The following is a 15,078-nucleotide window of genomic DNA, read 5'->3' on the forward strand; positions in this document are numbered from 1 at the left end:
AGTGCCGACAATTATCACGCGTACCGGCAGGTCCGCCGCTCGTCGGGGCGCCGTCACGCCACTGCGGGCAGATGTGTGCGGTCCGAGCGGCTGATCGTGACGGCTGCGACGACGACCCCGACCACCACGCCGACGAGCGTGTCCAGGACGCGGCTGACGCCGATCGCGGGGTCGACGGTGGCGCCGAGCCCGACCACCAGCAGCGCCATCGGGGTGACGAAGATCGAGCACAGCGCGTAGTTCCGGGGGGCCATCACCTCGGCACCGGTCTGCATGATCGCGACGACGATCACCGACTGCCAGTACCCGAGCGACAGGGCGATCAGTGCCGCCGCGATCACCGCGCCGCCGACATTGCCGAGCAGACGCTGGATCGCCCGCTGCACCGTCGGCCCGTAGGTGACGCCCTGCAACGCGGCCATCGCACCCATCGACGCCCACAGCGGATGATCGAGCCCGATCGCGGATGCGAGCCATCCCGCGGCCGCGGCGGCGAGCACGACACGCGCCGCGTTGGTGAGCACGTCGTGTCGGCGCAGTCGGGCGAGACCGTCGGCGAGAAACGGGGTGGGACGCGGCAACACCGGAATGTCGCCGAATCCACCGAGAATGGCCTTGTGCCGCTTGATCTTTCGCAGCTCCTTCTCGTGCCGCACGATGTCGCGGAGCCGGGCACCGGCCCCGCGTTCCCACTCGTCGAGCGCGCACTCCGCTTCGGACAGGACGGCAGCGAGGTCGCGGGCCTCGTGCCGGCGCACCGACCCGGAGGTCAGGGCGAGCTTCTCACGGGCCGAGGAGATGGCGGCGTGGGCGGCGCCGACGTCCGCGCCGTCGGGGACCGCGGCGACCGCGGCCAGCGCGCGAGCCGCGGCCAACCGCGCCGGGCCCCACGGCAGGAACGCGAACGGAACGAGCGCGGTGACGAATCCGACCGTCGCACCGATCGCGGCACACAGGACGGCGACACCGAGGGTGGCGACGCTCGACACGTACCCGACCGCCGCGGTGGCCGCGAAGACGAGGACGACGGGCCCCGGTCCGGCGACCCGGAATCCGAACAGCACGGCGGCGCCGCCACCCGACACGAGCGCCATCAGACCGACCTGGGCCCACAGCGGGGCTCCGGTCAGGGCGATCAGTCCGCCGGCGAGGACGGCGACGACGACGAACGAGCCGACGAAGCCGACCTTCTGCGCGGTGCGACGCAGCGGTTCGTGCCGGGAGAACGCCGATGCCAGGGATCCGAGCACGGCGAAACCGGCGACCGTGCCGTGGCCGGCGAGCCCGAAGACGACGAGCACGATCGCGGCGGCCAGCCCGACCCGCACCGAGACCGCGAGGGTCGCGTCGGCAGATCTCATCCGCAGCGACCGGCGCCAGGCGTCCGCGGACACCGAGTGCGCCAGCGCGTCTCGGGAATGACGCAACCGGGCGGGGGCGGTGAGAGTCGCGGTCGTCATGCCATCACGATACATCTATTTCACTAGTAAAATACATATGAAACGGTGTGAAACCGGTCGCTACGATGAGCCCATGCCGCCCGCAACGCCCTCCGGTGGAGACTTCATCGACCACGTCCGACGACAGTGGTCCGAGAACTATCCCGAGGTCGACTCCGCCCCGATCGAGGTGATCGGACGCATCACCCGCATCGGATCACTCGCCCTGCACCAACTGGACCGCGCGCTGACCGGCAGCGGCGTCTCCCGCGTCGAATTCGAGATCCTGTGCGCACTCGCCCGCAGCGACCGCCCCCTGCGGGCGTCCGAGGTCACGTCGGCGACGATGACGAGCGGCGCGTCGACCACCAAGCACGCGGACCGGCTCACACGCGCGGGCTTCGTCGAACGGCTGCCGTTCGAACGCGACGGCCGCGTCGTGCTGCTGCAGCTGACCGACGCGGGGCGGGCCGTCGTGGACGCCGAGTTCCCGGCACGCGTCGAGCGCGACCGCAGGATGCTCGAAGGACTCGACATCGAGGAGCGCAGGACGCTGGCCGCACTGCTGCGCCGCGTCGCCGGCAACCTCGAACCCGGGCAGTAGGGCGCATCTCTCGATTCCCCTTGAACGCGAGGGGCGCCGACAAGGGAATCGGGAGGTGCGCCTTCGCCGTCAGTCGCGAGGCTCGCGCGGGGCTTCGTCGTCGACGGCCTCGCTCCCTGCCTGCTCGTCCCCGTCCGCGGCGGGCGAGCTGCGCGCCTCGTCCTCCCCAGCCCGCTGCGCGGCCTCCCGCATCTCGATGCCGTCGCTGATCCAGTCGCCGATCTCACGGGTGACGTCGCGGACGGCGCCCGCGATGATCATCGCGATGCGACCCACGTGCGTCGCCCCGGACTCCGTCAGTTCCTGCACGGTGTCCTTGCGGCGTTCGAACTTGCCCACCATGGTGACTCACTCTCGGACCGAGGCCGGGGAACGCTCGACGATAACACCGACCGGCGGAGTCCGGCGGGTGAGAAACGGCGGCAGCGCGAGCGTGACGATCTTGCCCCACACGGATCCGATCTGCCGGAGGAATCCGCCCGTGTTGTACGGCAGACCGTGCTTCGCGCACAGCGCCCGCACCTCGGGGGCGATCTCCGGATAGCGGTTCGCGGGCAGGTCCGGGAACAGGTGGTGTTCGATCTGGTGGGAGAGGTTGCCCGACATGATGTGGAACAGCCGACCGCCCTCGATGTTGGCGCTGCCCAGCATCTGCCGCACGTACCACTCCCCCCGGGTCTCCTCGGCGGTCTCCTCCCGAGTGAAACTCTGGACACCTGAAGGGAAGTGGCCGCAGAAGATGATCGAGAAGGCCCACACGTTGCGGACCAGGTTCGCGCTGGCGTTGCCGAGCAGGGTCGTCACGAACAGCGGTCCGGTCAGCGCCGGGAAGATCACGTAGTCCTTGAGCACCTGGCGACGGGCCTTGCGCCACATGCCCGCGACGAGCGGCTTGACGTCGTACCAGGAGCGTGTGCGGGCGACGATGTTCTCGACCTCGAGATCGTGCAGCATCACACCCCACTGGAACAGCAGCATGAGCGCGGTGGCGTGGACGGGGTTGCCGAGGTGGTAGAGCCGCCACGGCTGCGCGTCGTCCATGCGCAGGATCCCGTATCCGATGTCGCGGTCCATGTCGACGATGTTGGTGTAGGTGTGGTGCATGTAGTTGTGCGAGTGCCGCCACTGATCGGCCGGGCACACCGTGTCCCACTCGAAGACCCTCGAGTTCAGGCCCGGTTCGCGCATCCAGTCGTACTGGCCGTGCATGACGTTGTGGCCGATCTCCATGTTGTCGAGGATCTTCGAGATCGACAGGGCGCCGACCGCCGCGAGCCAGAAGGGCGGCAGGAAGCCGAGATACATCAGGCCGCGACCGGCTACCTCGAATCCTCTCTGCGCCTTGATGATCGAGTATATGTACTCGCGGTCACGAGCACCGAGGTCCGCGACGACGCGGTCGCGCAGGGCGTCGAGCTCCCGGCCGATGTCCTCGACCTGTTCGCGGGAGAGGACGACTGGCTCGGGCACGTTGTCGCCGGCGCGGCCGCCGAGCAGTGCGGGAAGGGTGAAGGACAGTCCGAACATGGTGCACTCCTTCGAGTGATGAGTGTCTACAGATCGAGGGTCACGTCGCCGACCGCCGCGTTGACGCACAGCTGGATCGGCTTGTCGGGGTCGTGGTCGAGTTCGCCGGTGCGCAGGTTGCGGGTGCAGCCGGACGTCTTGACCGTGGTGCAGGTGAAGCAGATTCCCATCCGGCAGCCGTATTCCGGTGTCAAGCCCGAGTTCTCGGCCTGTTCCAGCAGGCTGGTGCCGACGTTGCGGGCGGTGACGTCGGACGCGGCGAACGTGACGGAACCGTCCGCGTCGGCGTCGGTGGGGGCGAGCACCGGTGAGAACTCCTCGGTGTGCAGCCGGTCGCCGAGGTTCCGCTCGTCGAACAGCTCGCGCACCGATCGCATCAGTGCCGGCGGGCCGCACAGGTAGGTCTGCGCCTGCGCGAACCAGGGTGCGGCGGCGCGCAGATGCTCGGCGCAGAACCGTCCGGCCAGGTCGCCGCCACGCGAATGCGTGTAGGCGAGAACGACGTTCACGTTGCTGCGACCGTCCGACAGCGCCCGGAGTTCACGGAGGTAGGGCACCGCGTCGGCCCGGTCTGCGTAGTGCAGCAGCGTCACGTCGCCGCGGTGACCCTCGTCGACGAGCGTGCGCAGCATCGAGATCACCGGCGTGATTCCACTGCCGCCGCTGATCAGCAGGACCTTCGAGGGACGCGGGCGTGGCAGCACGAACGTCCCGTCGGCCTGGGAGAGGCCGACCACCAGGCCGACCCGGGCGTGCCGGTACAGGTACCCCGACACGAGTCCACCTCCGTGGGCCTTGACCGTCAGTTCGATCCCGGCCCCGTGCTCGGAACCGGCCGGCGAGAAGCACCGGGCGTGCCGGACCCCGTCGATCACGACGCCGATCCGCACGAACTGTCCGCAGCGGAACCCGTCCCACTGTCGCGTGGGCCGCAGCGTCAGCGTGACGCTGCCGGGGGTCGGACGCCGCACCTCGACGACCTCGGCGCGCAGGTCCCGGACCGTGGCCATCGGGTCGACGAGTTCGAGATAGCGGTCGAGCGGGTGCGGGGTGGCCATCGCCTCGAACAGCGACAGCAGGCGGGATGGGGTCCTGGTCGGCACGGCATGCTCCCTCGACGCGATTTCAGTGAACATTTGTACACAAATGAGTGTGACAGAAAGTCCCAGGTAGATGTCAAGGGAAATCGAGATGTGACGGCCACAACAGGCAGCAGCCGCCACTTCCGGTGCACGGGCATACACTCTTTGCGTGACCGCAACCGAGAGCCGCGCCGAGCGCAAGGAACGCACCCGAGCGGCGCTGCTCGACGGCGCCCTCGGACTGCTCGCCGACCGCAGCCTCTCGGGCCTGAGCCTGCGCGAGGTGGCCCGCTCCGCGGGCATCGTCCCGACCGCCTTCTACCGCCACTTCGCGTCGATGGACGAACTCGGGGTCGCGCTCGTCGAGGACAGCATGCGGATGCTGCGCCGAATGCTGCGCGAGGCCCGCCGGGACCCGGCGCCGCGCGATGCCCGCACCTCGCTCGACATCCTGGTGCGGCAGGTCCGCGCGAACGACGGACAGTTCCGGTTCCTCAGCCGCGAACGCTACGGCGGCGTCACCGAGGTCCGGCAGGCAATCGCCTCCGAATTACGTTTGTTCTCCATCGAACTCAGCTCGGACCTCGGACGCAACCCGGCGTTGGCCGACTGGCCGACCAGCGACAGGGACATGGCCGCCGACCTGATCGTCAGCGTGATGATGACGACCGTCATCGACCTGCTCGAGGTCACCGGCCCCGACGAGGACGTCGTCGTCGACCGCGCCGAGCGCCAGCTGCGCCTGATCGTCATCGGCATGGGTGGCTGGCGCCCGGCGACGTCCTCGTGAATCAGCAGGCGGCGAGCTGCGTGACGATCGCGTCCTTCTCCGCCTGGGTGATCCACAGGCCGTAGGCCGCCTTCACCTCGACCTGCTTGGACACGTACGTGCAGCGGTAGGACTTGTTGGGGGGCAACCACGTCGCCGCGTCGCCGTCGGCCTTGGCGGCGTTCGTCGGACCGTCGACCGCGAGCAGGTTGCGGGGGTCGTTGGCGAGGTCACGGCGAGTGTCCTCGTCGAGCTGCTGGGCACCCTTCTGCCAGGCGTCGGACAGCGCGACGACATGGTCGATCTGCACGGCCGTCGAGGTGGTCTGGCCGCGTACGAAGTCGATGCGCTTGCCGGTGTACGGATCGTCCAGGACACCGGTGGCGACGACGCAGTCCCGGGTGTCGGGCCTGAAGGTCTCGTCGACGAGATCGCGGGCCAGGATGTCGTTGCGGGTGTCGCACCCGTTGTGGCCGCCCGCAACCCGGACGTCGTCCGTCCAGGCGGGGCCGAACAGGTCGCGGTCGTAGCCGGTCTTCGGCGCACGACCCTTGACCGGGATCGTGTCGAGTGTCGCGAGGGTGGCGGCCGTGTCGACCTGCACTCCGCCGGCACTGCCGACGTCGACGCCGCCCAGGGACTCGGCATCGGCCGCCTGGGTGCACCCGGACAGTGTCAACGCCGCCAGTGCTGCGGCGACCATCGCCGCCTTCCGGCGCGCGACAGGGTGAAAACTCAAGGGGGAACTCCTTACTCGTGAACGTGCACAGGGAAGTATTCACCGTCCGTTCACCGAGTGGAGGCAGCCACGCTGACCGCCGTCGCCGGCCGTGACCGAGATTACGCGAGTCCTCGACCCGCCCCGGAGTATCCGGGCACCGCGATCCGGGCGACGATGCCGCGGTGATCGGCACCCGGAAGGTCGACGGCCTCGACCGCGGTCGCGGTGGCCCCCGCGACGAGTATCCGGTCGATCGACAACAGCGGCGGCCACGACCGATCCGCGGGATAGGTGCGCAGCACGCCGGCGCCCGCCTGCTCGGCGGCGTCCCGGACACCGCCCCCGAGCAGCGCCCGGAACTGCGCGTGGTCCCAGGTGGCGTTGAAGTCCGCGGCCATCAGCACGGTGTCCGACTGCGAGCGCAGGCCGTCGAGGATCGTGTGCAGCCGGGACAGCTCGTCGGCCCAGATCGGCGTCTGGTGACGCGGCCACGACGGCAGCGGATGCGCGGCGAACACCGTCAGCGATCGGTCGCCCGGCAGCGCCACCCGTGCGGAGAGAGCGGCCATCACGAAGTCGGGGTACTCGACCTGCTCGTCGAGCGGATACCGACTCCAGATCCCGGTGCCGTCCGCGCCGGACGCGGCGGGCCGGATGTAGCGGTGCGGCAGCATCTCGTCGAGACCCGCGTCGGACAGCCCCGCCGCCGCGGACACCGTCAGCTCGTCGACCGTCAGAATGTCGACCTCGCGCGAACGAACATGCGCGACAACGGTATTCGTATCCCCCTTGCCGAACTCGATGTTCGCCTGCATGACGACGAGTTCGCCTCCGGTCGCGTCGCCTCCACCGAGGTACAGCGGCGCCTGCGTCCACCCCGCCAACGCGGCCACGGCAGTCGCGACGATCAGGCCCGCCCGGTGCCGGGCGACGAGGAACACCAGCAGGGCCGCCGCCGCGCCGACCATCAGGTACGGCGCCGCCGACGCGGCCACCACGACCAGCGGCGAGGTGAGCCCGATCCGATGCGCGGCCACGCCGACCGCCGCACTCGTGGCCGCCGGCCAGCCGATCACGATCGCACCCCGGCGAACCCGACGACGTCCGGCATGGGAACGCCGCCGGGGCGCCTCCTCTGCGAGGTCGCTCACTCGCCGGCCCGCAACGCGACCAGGGCGGCGCCGATCCGCGGCAGGTCAGCCGGGTCGGCAGGGTTGAGCCCGGTCAGCTCGAGCACCCGCCGCATCCGGTAGTCGACGGTGTTGGCGTGCACCGCGAGCGCGGCGGCCGTCGCGCGCCGGTTGAGCCCGCCCGCGACGTACGCCTCGAGCGTCTGCATCAACTCGGGCTTGCCCGCCAACGGGGCGAGCAGGCGCGCGAGCTCGCGACGCGCCGGACTCGGACGGCTGAGCTGGTAGTCGAGCAGGACGTCCGCGAGCCGGTACAGACCGGGCGGCCGGCCGGTGCGTTCCACGAGCCGGACGATCTCCGCCGCCTGCTCGACGGCGGCGGGTACCTCCGCCGGCGTCGCGATCACCCCGCCGACCCGCAACTCGACGTGGAGCGACCGCGACATCCGGTCGACGGCGGCCCGGAGCGGCTCCCAGTCCGGTGGGCTCGCGGGACACGGCACCAACGCCGTGCCGCCGCCGCTGTCGATCACCGTCAGCGCCGGTTCCCCCGTGATCCGGTCGAGTTCGGCCTGCAGGCGACGCAGCTTGCGGCGTCCCGCGACGGTCCCGCTGATCCCGACGCTCCGCTCGTCGGCGCTCTCCCCGACCGCGAGGCTCAGCGCCAGATAGTGCGGGGCGAGGCGAAGTCCGGTGCGGCCCAGGACCGCATCGAGGTCGTCGCCCGCGACGAGGGCGGACATCAGCGATCGGCGTCCGGAGTTCGCCTGGCTCTCCATCGTCTGACGTTCCTCGAGGTACGCGGCGCTGACGGCGATGGTCAGCCTGCGCAGGAAGTCGAGGATCATCCCGGTGACGATCCGCACGTCGGCGATGTCGTCGGGGCCGGCGTCCGCGAACAGTTCCTTCGACGCCATCCCGATCCCGAAGTGATAGGCGTGCAGGACCGCGTCGAGCGGAACGCCCTCCTCGGCCCGGCGGGCGGCGGAGTTGCGCTGCTCGGTCAGTTCGGAGTCGCGGGCGGCGCGGCGCTCGAACACCAGCGTCGCGAACAGTTCGATGTTGCGGGTGACGATGTCCGCGATCTCGCCGTGGACCTCTTCCCGCGGCAGCGCCCGGTAGATCGGCAGTTCGTCGACCAGGCGGGAGATCACCAGGTTCGTCAGGTCCGCGGCGGAGACGGACAACCACTGGGCGACCGGCCGCCCCGCGATCCGCAGCGGCGGCAGCATTCGGTTGTCGGTTGTCATGTTCACCCCCTCACCGGTGTCGGACCATACGGTAAACCCCCACGTCACCGCCCGCTCTTCGCCCGACAGCGCGGCGCGGGTGTTCGCGCGCGGCCCGTCCGGTCCGCATTCGCGGAATCCGGCGGTAGTGTTCGACTCATCGCCGCGGAACGGTGACGGCAGGGCCCGGTCGATGCTGGGAGGCACATGGATCCGGTCGAGGTCACGAGGGTGACCGTGGGTGACCACACCTTCGACGTCACGTGCGCAGGTCCCGGCGACGGTGTGCCCGTCGTGCTGCTGCACGGATTCCCGGAAACCGCGGCCTGCTGGCGCCCCGTCCTGCCGAAGCTCGCCGCTTCCGGCTGCCGGCTGATCGCCCCGACACAGCGCGGCTACTCCCCCGGCGCTCGTCCCGTCGGCGTCGACCACTACACCGTCGACCTGCTCGGAGCCGACGTGCTCGGCCTCCTCGACGTGTTCGGCCTGCAGTCCGCACATCTCGTCGGGCACGACTGGGGCGCGGCCGTCGCCTGGTGGATCGCGGGCCACCGTCCCGACCGCGTCGACTCGCTGACCGCGGTGTCGGTGCCGCATCCGGCCGCGTTCGGCTGGGCACTGCGCGAGGACGCCGACCAGAAGGCGCGTTCGAAGTACATCGCGGTGTTCCGGCACGGCGACTCGGCGGAGCGCGCCCTGCTCGCCGACGACGCGAAGCCGCTCCGGGACATCTTCGCGGGCGTCGACCCGGGTCTGGTGGACGAGCACCTCCGCGTTCTGACCGAGCCCGGCGCGCTGACCGCCGCCCTGTCCTGGTACCGGGCCATGGGCCGCGGGTTCGGCGAGATCCCGGCGGTGCGGGTGCCGACGACCTACGTGTGGAGCACCGAGGACATGGCGCTGGGCCGGGCCGGCGCCGAGCGGTGCGGGGATTTCGTCACCGGACCGTACCGGTTCGTCGAGCTCGACGGGGTCGGTCACTGGGTGCCGGAGGAGGCCCCGGACGCGCTGGCCGAGGCGATCATCGAACGAGTGGAAGGAAGCCGGTCATGAGCGGTCTCGCGGTACTGGTGGTCGGTGCCCTGCTGTGCTTCTACGGAATCCGGTCGATGCACCTCGCGGTGCTCGCCGCAGGGTTCGGTCTCGGCTGGCTGATCGCCGACCTGTTCAACGCGTCGGTGTGGACACTGGTGCTGTTCGGCCTGATCGGCGCCGTCGCCTGCTGGGTGGTGACGACGCTGGTCTTCAAGTTCTCCGCGTATTTCATCGGAGCCATCACCGGCGCGATGGCCGGAGCGAAACTCGCCGAGGTCCTGCAGCCCGGCGACAACAACTGGGCGCTCAGTGCGATCGTGATCCTGGCGCTCGCGGTCGCGGCCGCATTCCTCGCCGACAAGTTCCGGGCCCGGGCGTTGCTGTGGCTGACCTCGATCGGCGGCGCGAGCATGATCCTCACCGGTCTCGGCGGCATGGTCGGGGCCCTCGACTTCCTCCGCCACCCCGACGGGGGATTCCAGCAGGTCGTCGCCACGCTGATCTGGATCGCGCTCTCGGCCGCCGGGTGGATCGTCCAGCGCCGCCTGTTCCCGGACAAGCTCGGCCTCGAGTCCGCGTCCTAGCGTCCGGCGCCTGCGGGCCAGGCGTCCGGGGCCCGCACCGGAAGCAGTGCGGCCAAGCCGATCCCGAGCACCACCAGCAGGCCGAGGATGCCCGCCCGATCGCTGGCGAAAAGCCACGCAAACAACCCGAAGAGGGTCGGCGACAGGAACGACACCGCGCGTCCGGTCGTCGCGTACAGACCGAACATCTGCCCCTCGCGCCCTGCCGGGCTGAGCCGGGCCATGAAGGTGCGGGCCGCGGACTGTGCGGGCCCGACGAACAGGCACAGCAGCAGTCCGAGAATCCAGAAGGCCAGCACACCGGAGACGACGAGCAGGATCGCCCCGACCACCAGCATCGACGCGAGCGACCCGACGATCACCGCCTTCGGCCCGATCCGGTCGTCGAGCCGGCCCGCTCCGAGGGCTCCGAGCGCGGCGACCACGTTGGCCGCGACACCGAACAGCAGCACGTCCCCCGACGCGATGCCGTAGACGTTGACGGCGAGCACCGCACCGAAGGTGAACACCCCGGCGAGTCCGTCCCGGAACAGTGCGCTGGCGATCAGGTAGCCGACGGTACGCCGGTCCGTGGACCACAGTGCGCGCAGGTCGTTCCACAGCACCCGGTAGGAACCGAGGAATCCCGGGCCGGCGGCGGCGTCCGGGGACGGCAGTTCGGGAACCGCGAACAGCACGGGCACCGCGAAGACGGCGAACCAGACCGCGGCGAGCACGGCGACGGTGCGGACGTACAGGCCACCGTCGGTGGCGATCCCGAACAGCCCGCGGGTGGCACCGTCGCCGGCGATGAACCCGAAGTAGCACACCAGCAGCAGCACGATGCCGCCGAAATATCCCATCGCCCAGCCGAACCCGGACACCCGGCCGATGTTCGACGGCGTCGACACCTGACGGAGCATCGCGAAGTACGGCACCTGGGCGAGTTCGAAGAGCACCGATCCGACACCGAGGAGCAGCAACCCGAGCCACAGGTAGTCGTAGTCGTCCTGGACGAAGAACATCGCCAACATGCAGCCGACGACCGTCGCGGTGAGCAGCGCCAGCGACCGTTTCCGGTGGCCCGCCGCGTCCGAGCGCTGGCCCGTGACCGGGGCGAGCACCGCGATGAGCAGGCCCGCCGCGCCCAGCGACCATCCGAGCCAACTGCTCGCCGACACCGAGCCCGGCAGGTCGTCGCCCACCGCATCGGTGAGGTACACCGAGAAGACGAAGGTGACGATCACCGCGTTGAACGCGGCCGACCCCCAGTCCCACAGCCCCCACGCGACGACCTGTCTGCGCGTGGCCATCTCACCGCCCACCGCTGTGCTCATGGCGCGAGCCTACAAACTGCCGCGCGGAAACACGCGCCTCGCCGCGGCCTCCTATGAACTCAGTTGCATATACACGCGGGCGCACACATACTGACCGCATGGCGCTCGACCACGCACTGCTCGTCTCCCTCGCGGAACAATCCGGCTCCGGTTACGAGCTGGCGCGCCGCTTCGACCGGTCGATCGGCTACTTCTGGAACGCCACCCACCAGCAGATCTACCGCGTCCTCAAACGGATGGACGAGGCGGGCTGGGTGATCGGCGAGACCGTAGGCCAACAGGGCAAGCCGGACAAGCGCGTGTACCGGGTCTCCGACACCGGCCGAGCCGAACTCGCCAGCTGGATCGCCGAACCGACCGAGGCCGGGCACCTGCGCAACGAGCTCGCGGTGAAGATCCGCGCCGCCGCACACGGCGACCGCGGCGCACTGCGCGCCGAGGTGACCCGGCACCGCGACGCCCACGCCCAGCGGCTCGAGGTCTACCGGATGATCGAGAAACGCGACTTCCCGGCGCCCGACCGGCTGTCCGGCACGGCGCTGCACCAGTACCTCGTCCTGCGCGGCGGCATCCGCATCGAGGAGGGCTTCGACCAGTGGTGCCGGGAAGTCCTCGACGCCCTCTGATCCCCTCCGCCGGAAGGACCGTCCGCGTGACCGATCCGTACCCCCACCTGCTGTCCCCGCTCGATCTCGGGTTCACCACCCTGCGCAATCGGGTGGTGATGGGGTCGATGCACACCGGCCTCGAGGACCGCACCCGCGACATTCCCAAACTGGCCGCGTATTTCGCCGAACGTGCGCGCGGCGGAGTCGGGCTGATCGTCACCGGAGGCTACGCCCCGAACCGCACCGGTTGGCTGCTGCCACTCGGCGCCGACCTGATCACCCGCAGGCAGGCGGCCCGGCACCGGGAGATCACCGACGCCGTGCATGCCGAGGGCGGCAAGATCGCGCTGCAGATCCTGCACGCCGGCCGCTACTCGTATCAGCCGTTGAGCGTGTCGGCGTCGTCGGTCAAGGCTCCGATCAACCCGTTCCGGCCGCGCGCATTGTCCCGGCGCGGCATCGAGTCCACCATCGACGACTACGTCCGCTGCGCTCGCCTGGCGCAGGAGGCCGGCTACGACGGTGTCGAGATCATGGGCGGGGAGGGCTATTTCGTCAACCAGTTCCTGGCCGAGCGCACCAACCGCCGCACCGACGAGTGGGGCGGCTCCGCCGAGAACCGTCGCCGCCTGGCCACCTCGATCGTGCGCCGCACCCGCGCCGCCGTCGGCGAGCAGTTCCTCATCCTGTTCCGGCTCTCGATGGCCGACCTCGTCGAGAAGGGCCAGACGTGGCGCGAGATCGTCGATCTCGCCCGGGAACTCGAGGCCGCGGGGACCACGATCCTCAACACCGACATCGGCTGGCACGAGGCCCGGGTGCCCACCATCGTCACCTCGGTGCCGCGGGCCGCGTTCACCGAGTTCACCGAACGGCTCGCCCGCGAGGTGCGCATCCCGGTGTGCGCATCGAACCGGATCAACATGCCCGAGACGGCCGAGGCGATCCTGTCCCGTGGTGACGCGCAACTGATCTCGACCGCGCGGCCCCTGCTCGCCGACCCGGACTGGGTGAACAAGGCCGCAGCCGACCGCGGCGACGAGATCAACACCTGCATCGCCTGCAACCAGGCCTGCCTCGACCACGCGTTCGCCAACAAGCACGTCTCCTGCCTGCTCAACCCGCGCGCCGGACGAGAAACCGAACTGGTGCTCTCCCCCACCCGCCGGGGCAAGGCGATCGCCGTCGTCGGTGCCGGACCGGCCGGACTGTCGGCGGCACTGAACCTCGCCCAACGCGGGCACGCGGTGAGCCTCTACGAAGCAGGCGGCGAGATCGGCGGCCAGTTCGCGATCGCCCGCCGCATCCCCGGCAAGGAGGAATTCGCCGAGACGGTCCGCTACTTCACCCGGGCGCTCGACGTCGCGGGGGTCGAGGTGCACCTGAACACCCGGGTGGACGCGGCAGCCCTGATCGCCGGCGGCCACGACGAGGTGGTGCTCGCGACGGGCGTCACCCCGCGCATCCCGGCGATACCCGGGATCGACCACCCGAGCGTGCTGTCGTACGCCGAACTCGTCCGCGACGGCCGACCGGTGGGCGACGCGGTCGCGGTGATCGGGGCGGGCGGCATCGGCGTCGACGTGTCCGAGTTCCTGACCCACGACCACTCCCCGGCCCTGGACCTGGCCGCGTGGAACCGCGAGTGGGGCGTCACCCACGACGAGTCCGCGCCCGGCGCGCTCACCGAACCGGTGGTCGCGCCGTCGCCGCGCCGGGTGTACCTGCTGCAACGCAAGTCGACTCCGATCGGCGCGGGACTCGGCAGGACCTCGGGGTGGGTGCACCGGGCCGCGCTGAGGAAGAAGGGCGTCGAGCAGATCTCGGGCGTGAACTACGAGCGCATCGACGACGACGGTCTGCACATCACCTTCGGCGCGAAACACGAACGTCCGCGGACCCTCGCCGTCGACAACGTGGTGATCTGCGCGGGGCAGGAATCGGTGCGCGACCTCGAAGCCGACCTGACCACCGCGGGCGTGCCCGCCCACGTGATCGGCGGCGCGGACGTCGCGGCCGAACTCGACGCGAAACGCGCCATCGAGCAGGGCACCCGGCTCGCCGCGGTCCTGTGAGGCGGCTTCGCCGCTCGTGCGCGCTTTCCGGGTCCAGGGGCCCCCGAACCGCGCACGAGCGCTAGCCTGGGCCCGGTGAGTCTGCCTAACCCGACCCCAGACGCCCGTGCCGTCGTGACCGGCGCCTCCTCCGGAATCGGCGAGGCGCTCGCCACCGAACTCGCCGCGCAGGGGCATTCGCTGATCCTGGTCGCCCGACGCGGGGACCTGCTCGACGCGCTCGCAGCGACACTGTCCGAGGCGCACGGCGTCGAGGTCGAGGTGCGCGCCGTCGACCTGTCCGACCGCGACCGACGCTCGGCACTCGTCGACGAGCTGTCCGGGCGCGAGATCTCGATCCTGTGCAACAACGCCGGGATCGCGTCCTTCGGCCCGGTCGCCGAGCTGGACCCGTCGTACGAGCGGGCGCAGGTCGAGCTCAATGCCGTTGCGGTGCACGACCTCACGCTCGCCGTGCTGCCCGGGATGATCGCCCGCGGTTCCGGCGGCATCCTGATGGTCGGCTCGGCGGCGGGCAACATGCCGATCCCGAACAACGCGACCTACGCGGCGACGAAGGCCTTCGTGAACACCTTCTCCGAGTCCCTGCGCGGCGAACTGAAGGACTCCGGCGTCCACGTCACGCTGCTCGCACCCGGACCCGTGCGGACCGAGACCCCCGACCCGGCCGACGCGTCGATCGTGGACAGGCTCGTCCCGGACTTCCTGTGGATCTCGAGCGAGTACACCGCGAAGCTCTCCCTCGAGGCGCTGTCCAAGAACAAGATGCGCGTCGTACCGGGAATCCTCAGCAAGGGTATGTCCGTCGCCGGCGGCTACAGCCCCCGCGCGATCGTCGCCCCCATCGTCGGCACCTTCTACAAGAAGCTCGGCGGGTAGGCGACACCGCCACGGCGCGACGTGGTCCCGACCCCCGTCGGGCCGGTGCGGGAACCGGCCCGACGTGAGACCGTGGAGGA

The 15,078-nt window shown here is 70.3% G+C and carries 14 protein-coding genes and 1 pseudogene; 7 read left to right on the plus strand and 8 right to left on the minus strand.

Annotation, left to right across the window (positions count from 1 at the left end; translation table 11 throughout):
- Nucleotides 1-53 precede the first annotated feature (53 nt).
- Entirely contained in the window at nt 54-1,460 is a 1,407-nt protein-coding gene (locus ACFYVR_RS04880; RefSeq protein ID WP_387470136.1) for an FUSC family protein, read from the minus strand.
- A 73-nt stretch (nt 1,461-1,533) separates the two neighbouring features.
- Between ACFYVR_RS04880 and ACFYVR_RS04885 the strand changes: the two genes are divergently transcribed.
- Nucleotides 1,534-2,043 (plus strand): MarR family winged helix-turn-helix transcriptional regulator, encoded by a 510-nt coding sequence (locus ACFYVR_RS04885; protein ID WP_387470138.1) that lies wholly within the window; start codon nt 1,534-1,536, stop codon nt 2,041-2,043.
- Nucleotides 2,044-2,112: 69 nt separating this feature from the next.
- Here the strand turns inward: ACFYVR_RS04885 and ACFYVR_RS04890 are convergent, their stop codons facing one another.
- From ACFYVR_RS04890 to ACFYVR_RS04900, 3 genes are read right to left on the minus strand one after another with little or no spacing between them, the layout of a single operon-like run.
- Complete coding sequence (locus ACFYVR_RS04890) at nt 2,113-2,385, minus strand: hypothetical protein (RefSeq protein WP_387470140.1); 273 nt, start codon at nt 2,383-2,385, stop codon at nt 2,113-2,115.
- 6 nt (nt 2,386-2,391) lie between these two features.
- On the minus strand, nt 2,392-3,570 hold the full coding sequence (locus ACFYVR_RS04895; RefSeq protein ID WP_387470142.1) for a fatty acid desaturase family protein: 1,179 nt from the start codon (nt 3,568-3,570) through the stop codon (nt 2,392-2,394).
- A 26-nt stretch (nt 3,571-3,596) separates the two neighbouring features.
- Nucleotides 3,597-4,706: a ferredoxin reductase gene (locus tag ACFYVR_RS04900; protein ID WP_387470144.1), complete on the minus strand. Its 1,110-nt coding sequence runs from the start codon at nt 4,704-4,706 to the stop codon at nt 3,597-3,599.
- A 115-nt stretch (nt 4,707-4,821) separates the two neighbouring features.
- Here ACFYVR_RS04900 and ACFYVR_RS04905 point away from each other — a divergent pair, with 115 nt between their 5' ends.
- Nucleotides 4,822-5,442 (plus strand): TetR family transcriptional regulator, encoded by a 621-nt coding sequence (locus ACFYVR_RS04905; protein WP_387470146.1) that lies wholly within the window; start codon nt 4,822-4,824, stop codon nt 5,440-5,442.
- A gap of 4 nt (nt 5,443-5,446) precedes the next feature.
- Here the strand turns inward: ACFYVR_RS04905 and ACFYVR_RS04910 are convergent.
- The 3 genes and pseudogenes from ACFYVR_RS04910 to ACFYVR_RS04920 all read right to left on the minus strand — a co-directional run.
- Nucleotides 5,447-6,124: pseudogene (locus ACFYVR_RS04910) on the minus strand (HNH endonuclease family protein); the annotation flags it as partial.
- A 137-nt stretch (nt 6,125-6,261) separates the two neighbouring features.
- Nucleotides 6,262-7,218, minus strand: a complete 957-nt coding sequence (locus ACFYVR_RS04915; RefSeq protein ID WP_387470148.1) for an endonuclease/exonuclease/phosphatase family protein — start codon at nt 7,216-7,218, stop codon at nt 6,262-6,264.
- 71 nt (nt 7,219-7,289) lie between these two features.
- On the minus strand, nt 7,290-8,522 hold the full coding sequence (locus ACFYVR_RS04920; protein ID WP_387470150.1) for a PucR family transcriptional regulator: 1,233 nt from the start codon (nt 8,520-8,522) through the stop codon (nt 7,290-7,292).
- Between the two features lie 186 nt (nt 8,523-8,708).
- Between ACFYVR_RS04920 and ACFYVR_RS04925 the strand changes: the two genes are divergently transcribed.
- Entirely contained in the window at nt 8,709-9,554 is an 846-nt protein-coding gene (locus ACFYVR_RS04925; protein ID WP_387470152.1) for an alpha/beta fold hydrolase, read from the plus strand.
- A complete protein-coding gene (locus tag ACFYVR_RS04930; RefSeq protein ID WP_387470154.1) occupies nt 9,551-10,120 on the plus strand; it encodes a DUF4203 domain-containing protein in 570 nt (189 codons plus the stop codon). The genes ACFYVR_RS04925 and ACFYVR_RS04930 overlap by 4 nt, the downstream gene beginning before the upstream one ends.
- Here ACFYVR_RS04930 and ACFYVR_RS04935 read toward each other — a convergent pair.
- Nucleotides 10,117-11,436, minus strand: a complete 1,320-nt coding sequence (locus tag ACFYVR_RS04935; RefSeq protein ID WP_387470156.1) for an MFS transporter — start codon at nt 11,434-11,436, stop codon at nt 10,117-10,119. The two genes, ACFYVR_RS04930 and ACFYVR_RS04935, sit on opposite strands and share 4 nt — an antisense overlap.
- A 98-nt stretch (nt 11,437-11,534) precedes the next feature.
- Between ACFYVR_RS04935 and ACFYVR_RS04940 the strand changes: the two genes are divergently transcribed.
- The 3 genes from ACFYVR_RS04940 to cmrA all read left to right on the plus strand — a co-directional run bounded on the left by ACFYVR_RS04940 (nt 11,535) and on the right by cmrA (nt 14,998).
- Entirely contained in the window at nt 11,535-12,062 is a 528-nt protein-coding gene (locus ACFYVR_RS04940; protein WP_387470158.1) for a PadR family transcriptional regulator, read from the plus strand.
- 26 nt (nt 12,063-12,088) lie between these two features.
- A complete protein-coding gene (locus ACFYVR_RS04945) occupies nt 12,089-14,119 on the plus strand; it encodes an FAD-dependent oxidoreductase (protein ID WP_387470160.1) in 2,031 nt (676 codons plus the stop codon).
- Between the two features lie 75 nt (nt 14,120-14,194).
- Nucleotides 14,195-14,998 (plus strand): mycolate reductase, encoded by an 804-nt coding sequence (gene cmrA, locus ACFYVR_RS04950; protein WP_387470162.1) that lies wholly within the window; start codon nt 14,195-14,197, stop codon nt 14,996-14,998.
- Nucleotides 14,999-15,078: the final 80 nt, after the last annotated feature.

The sequence above is a fragment of the Rhodococcus sp. NPDC003318 genome (genome assembly GCF_042879035.1).
In the GTDB taxonomy this organism is placed as follows: domain Bacteria; phylum Actinomycetota; class Actinomycetes; order Mycobacteriales; family Mycobacteriaceae; genus Rhodococcus_G.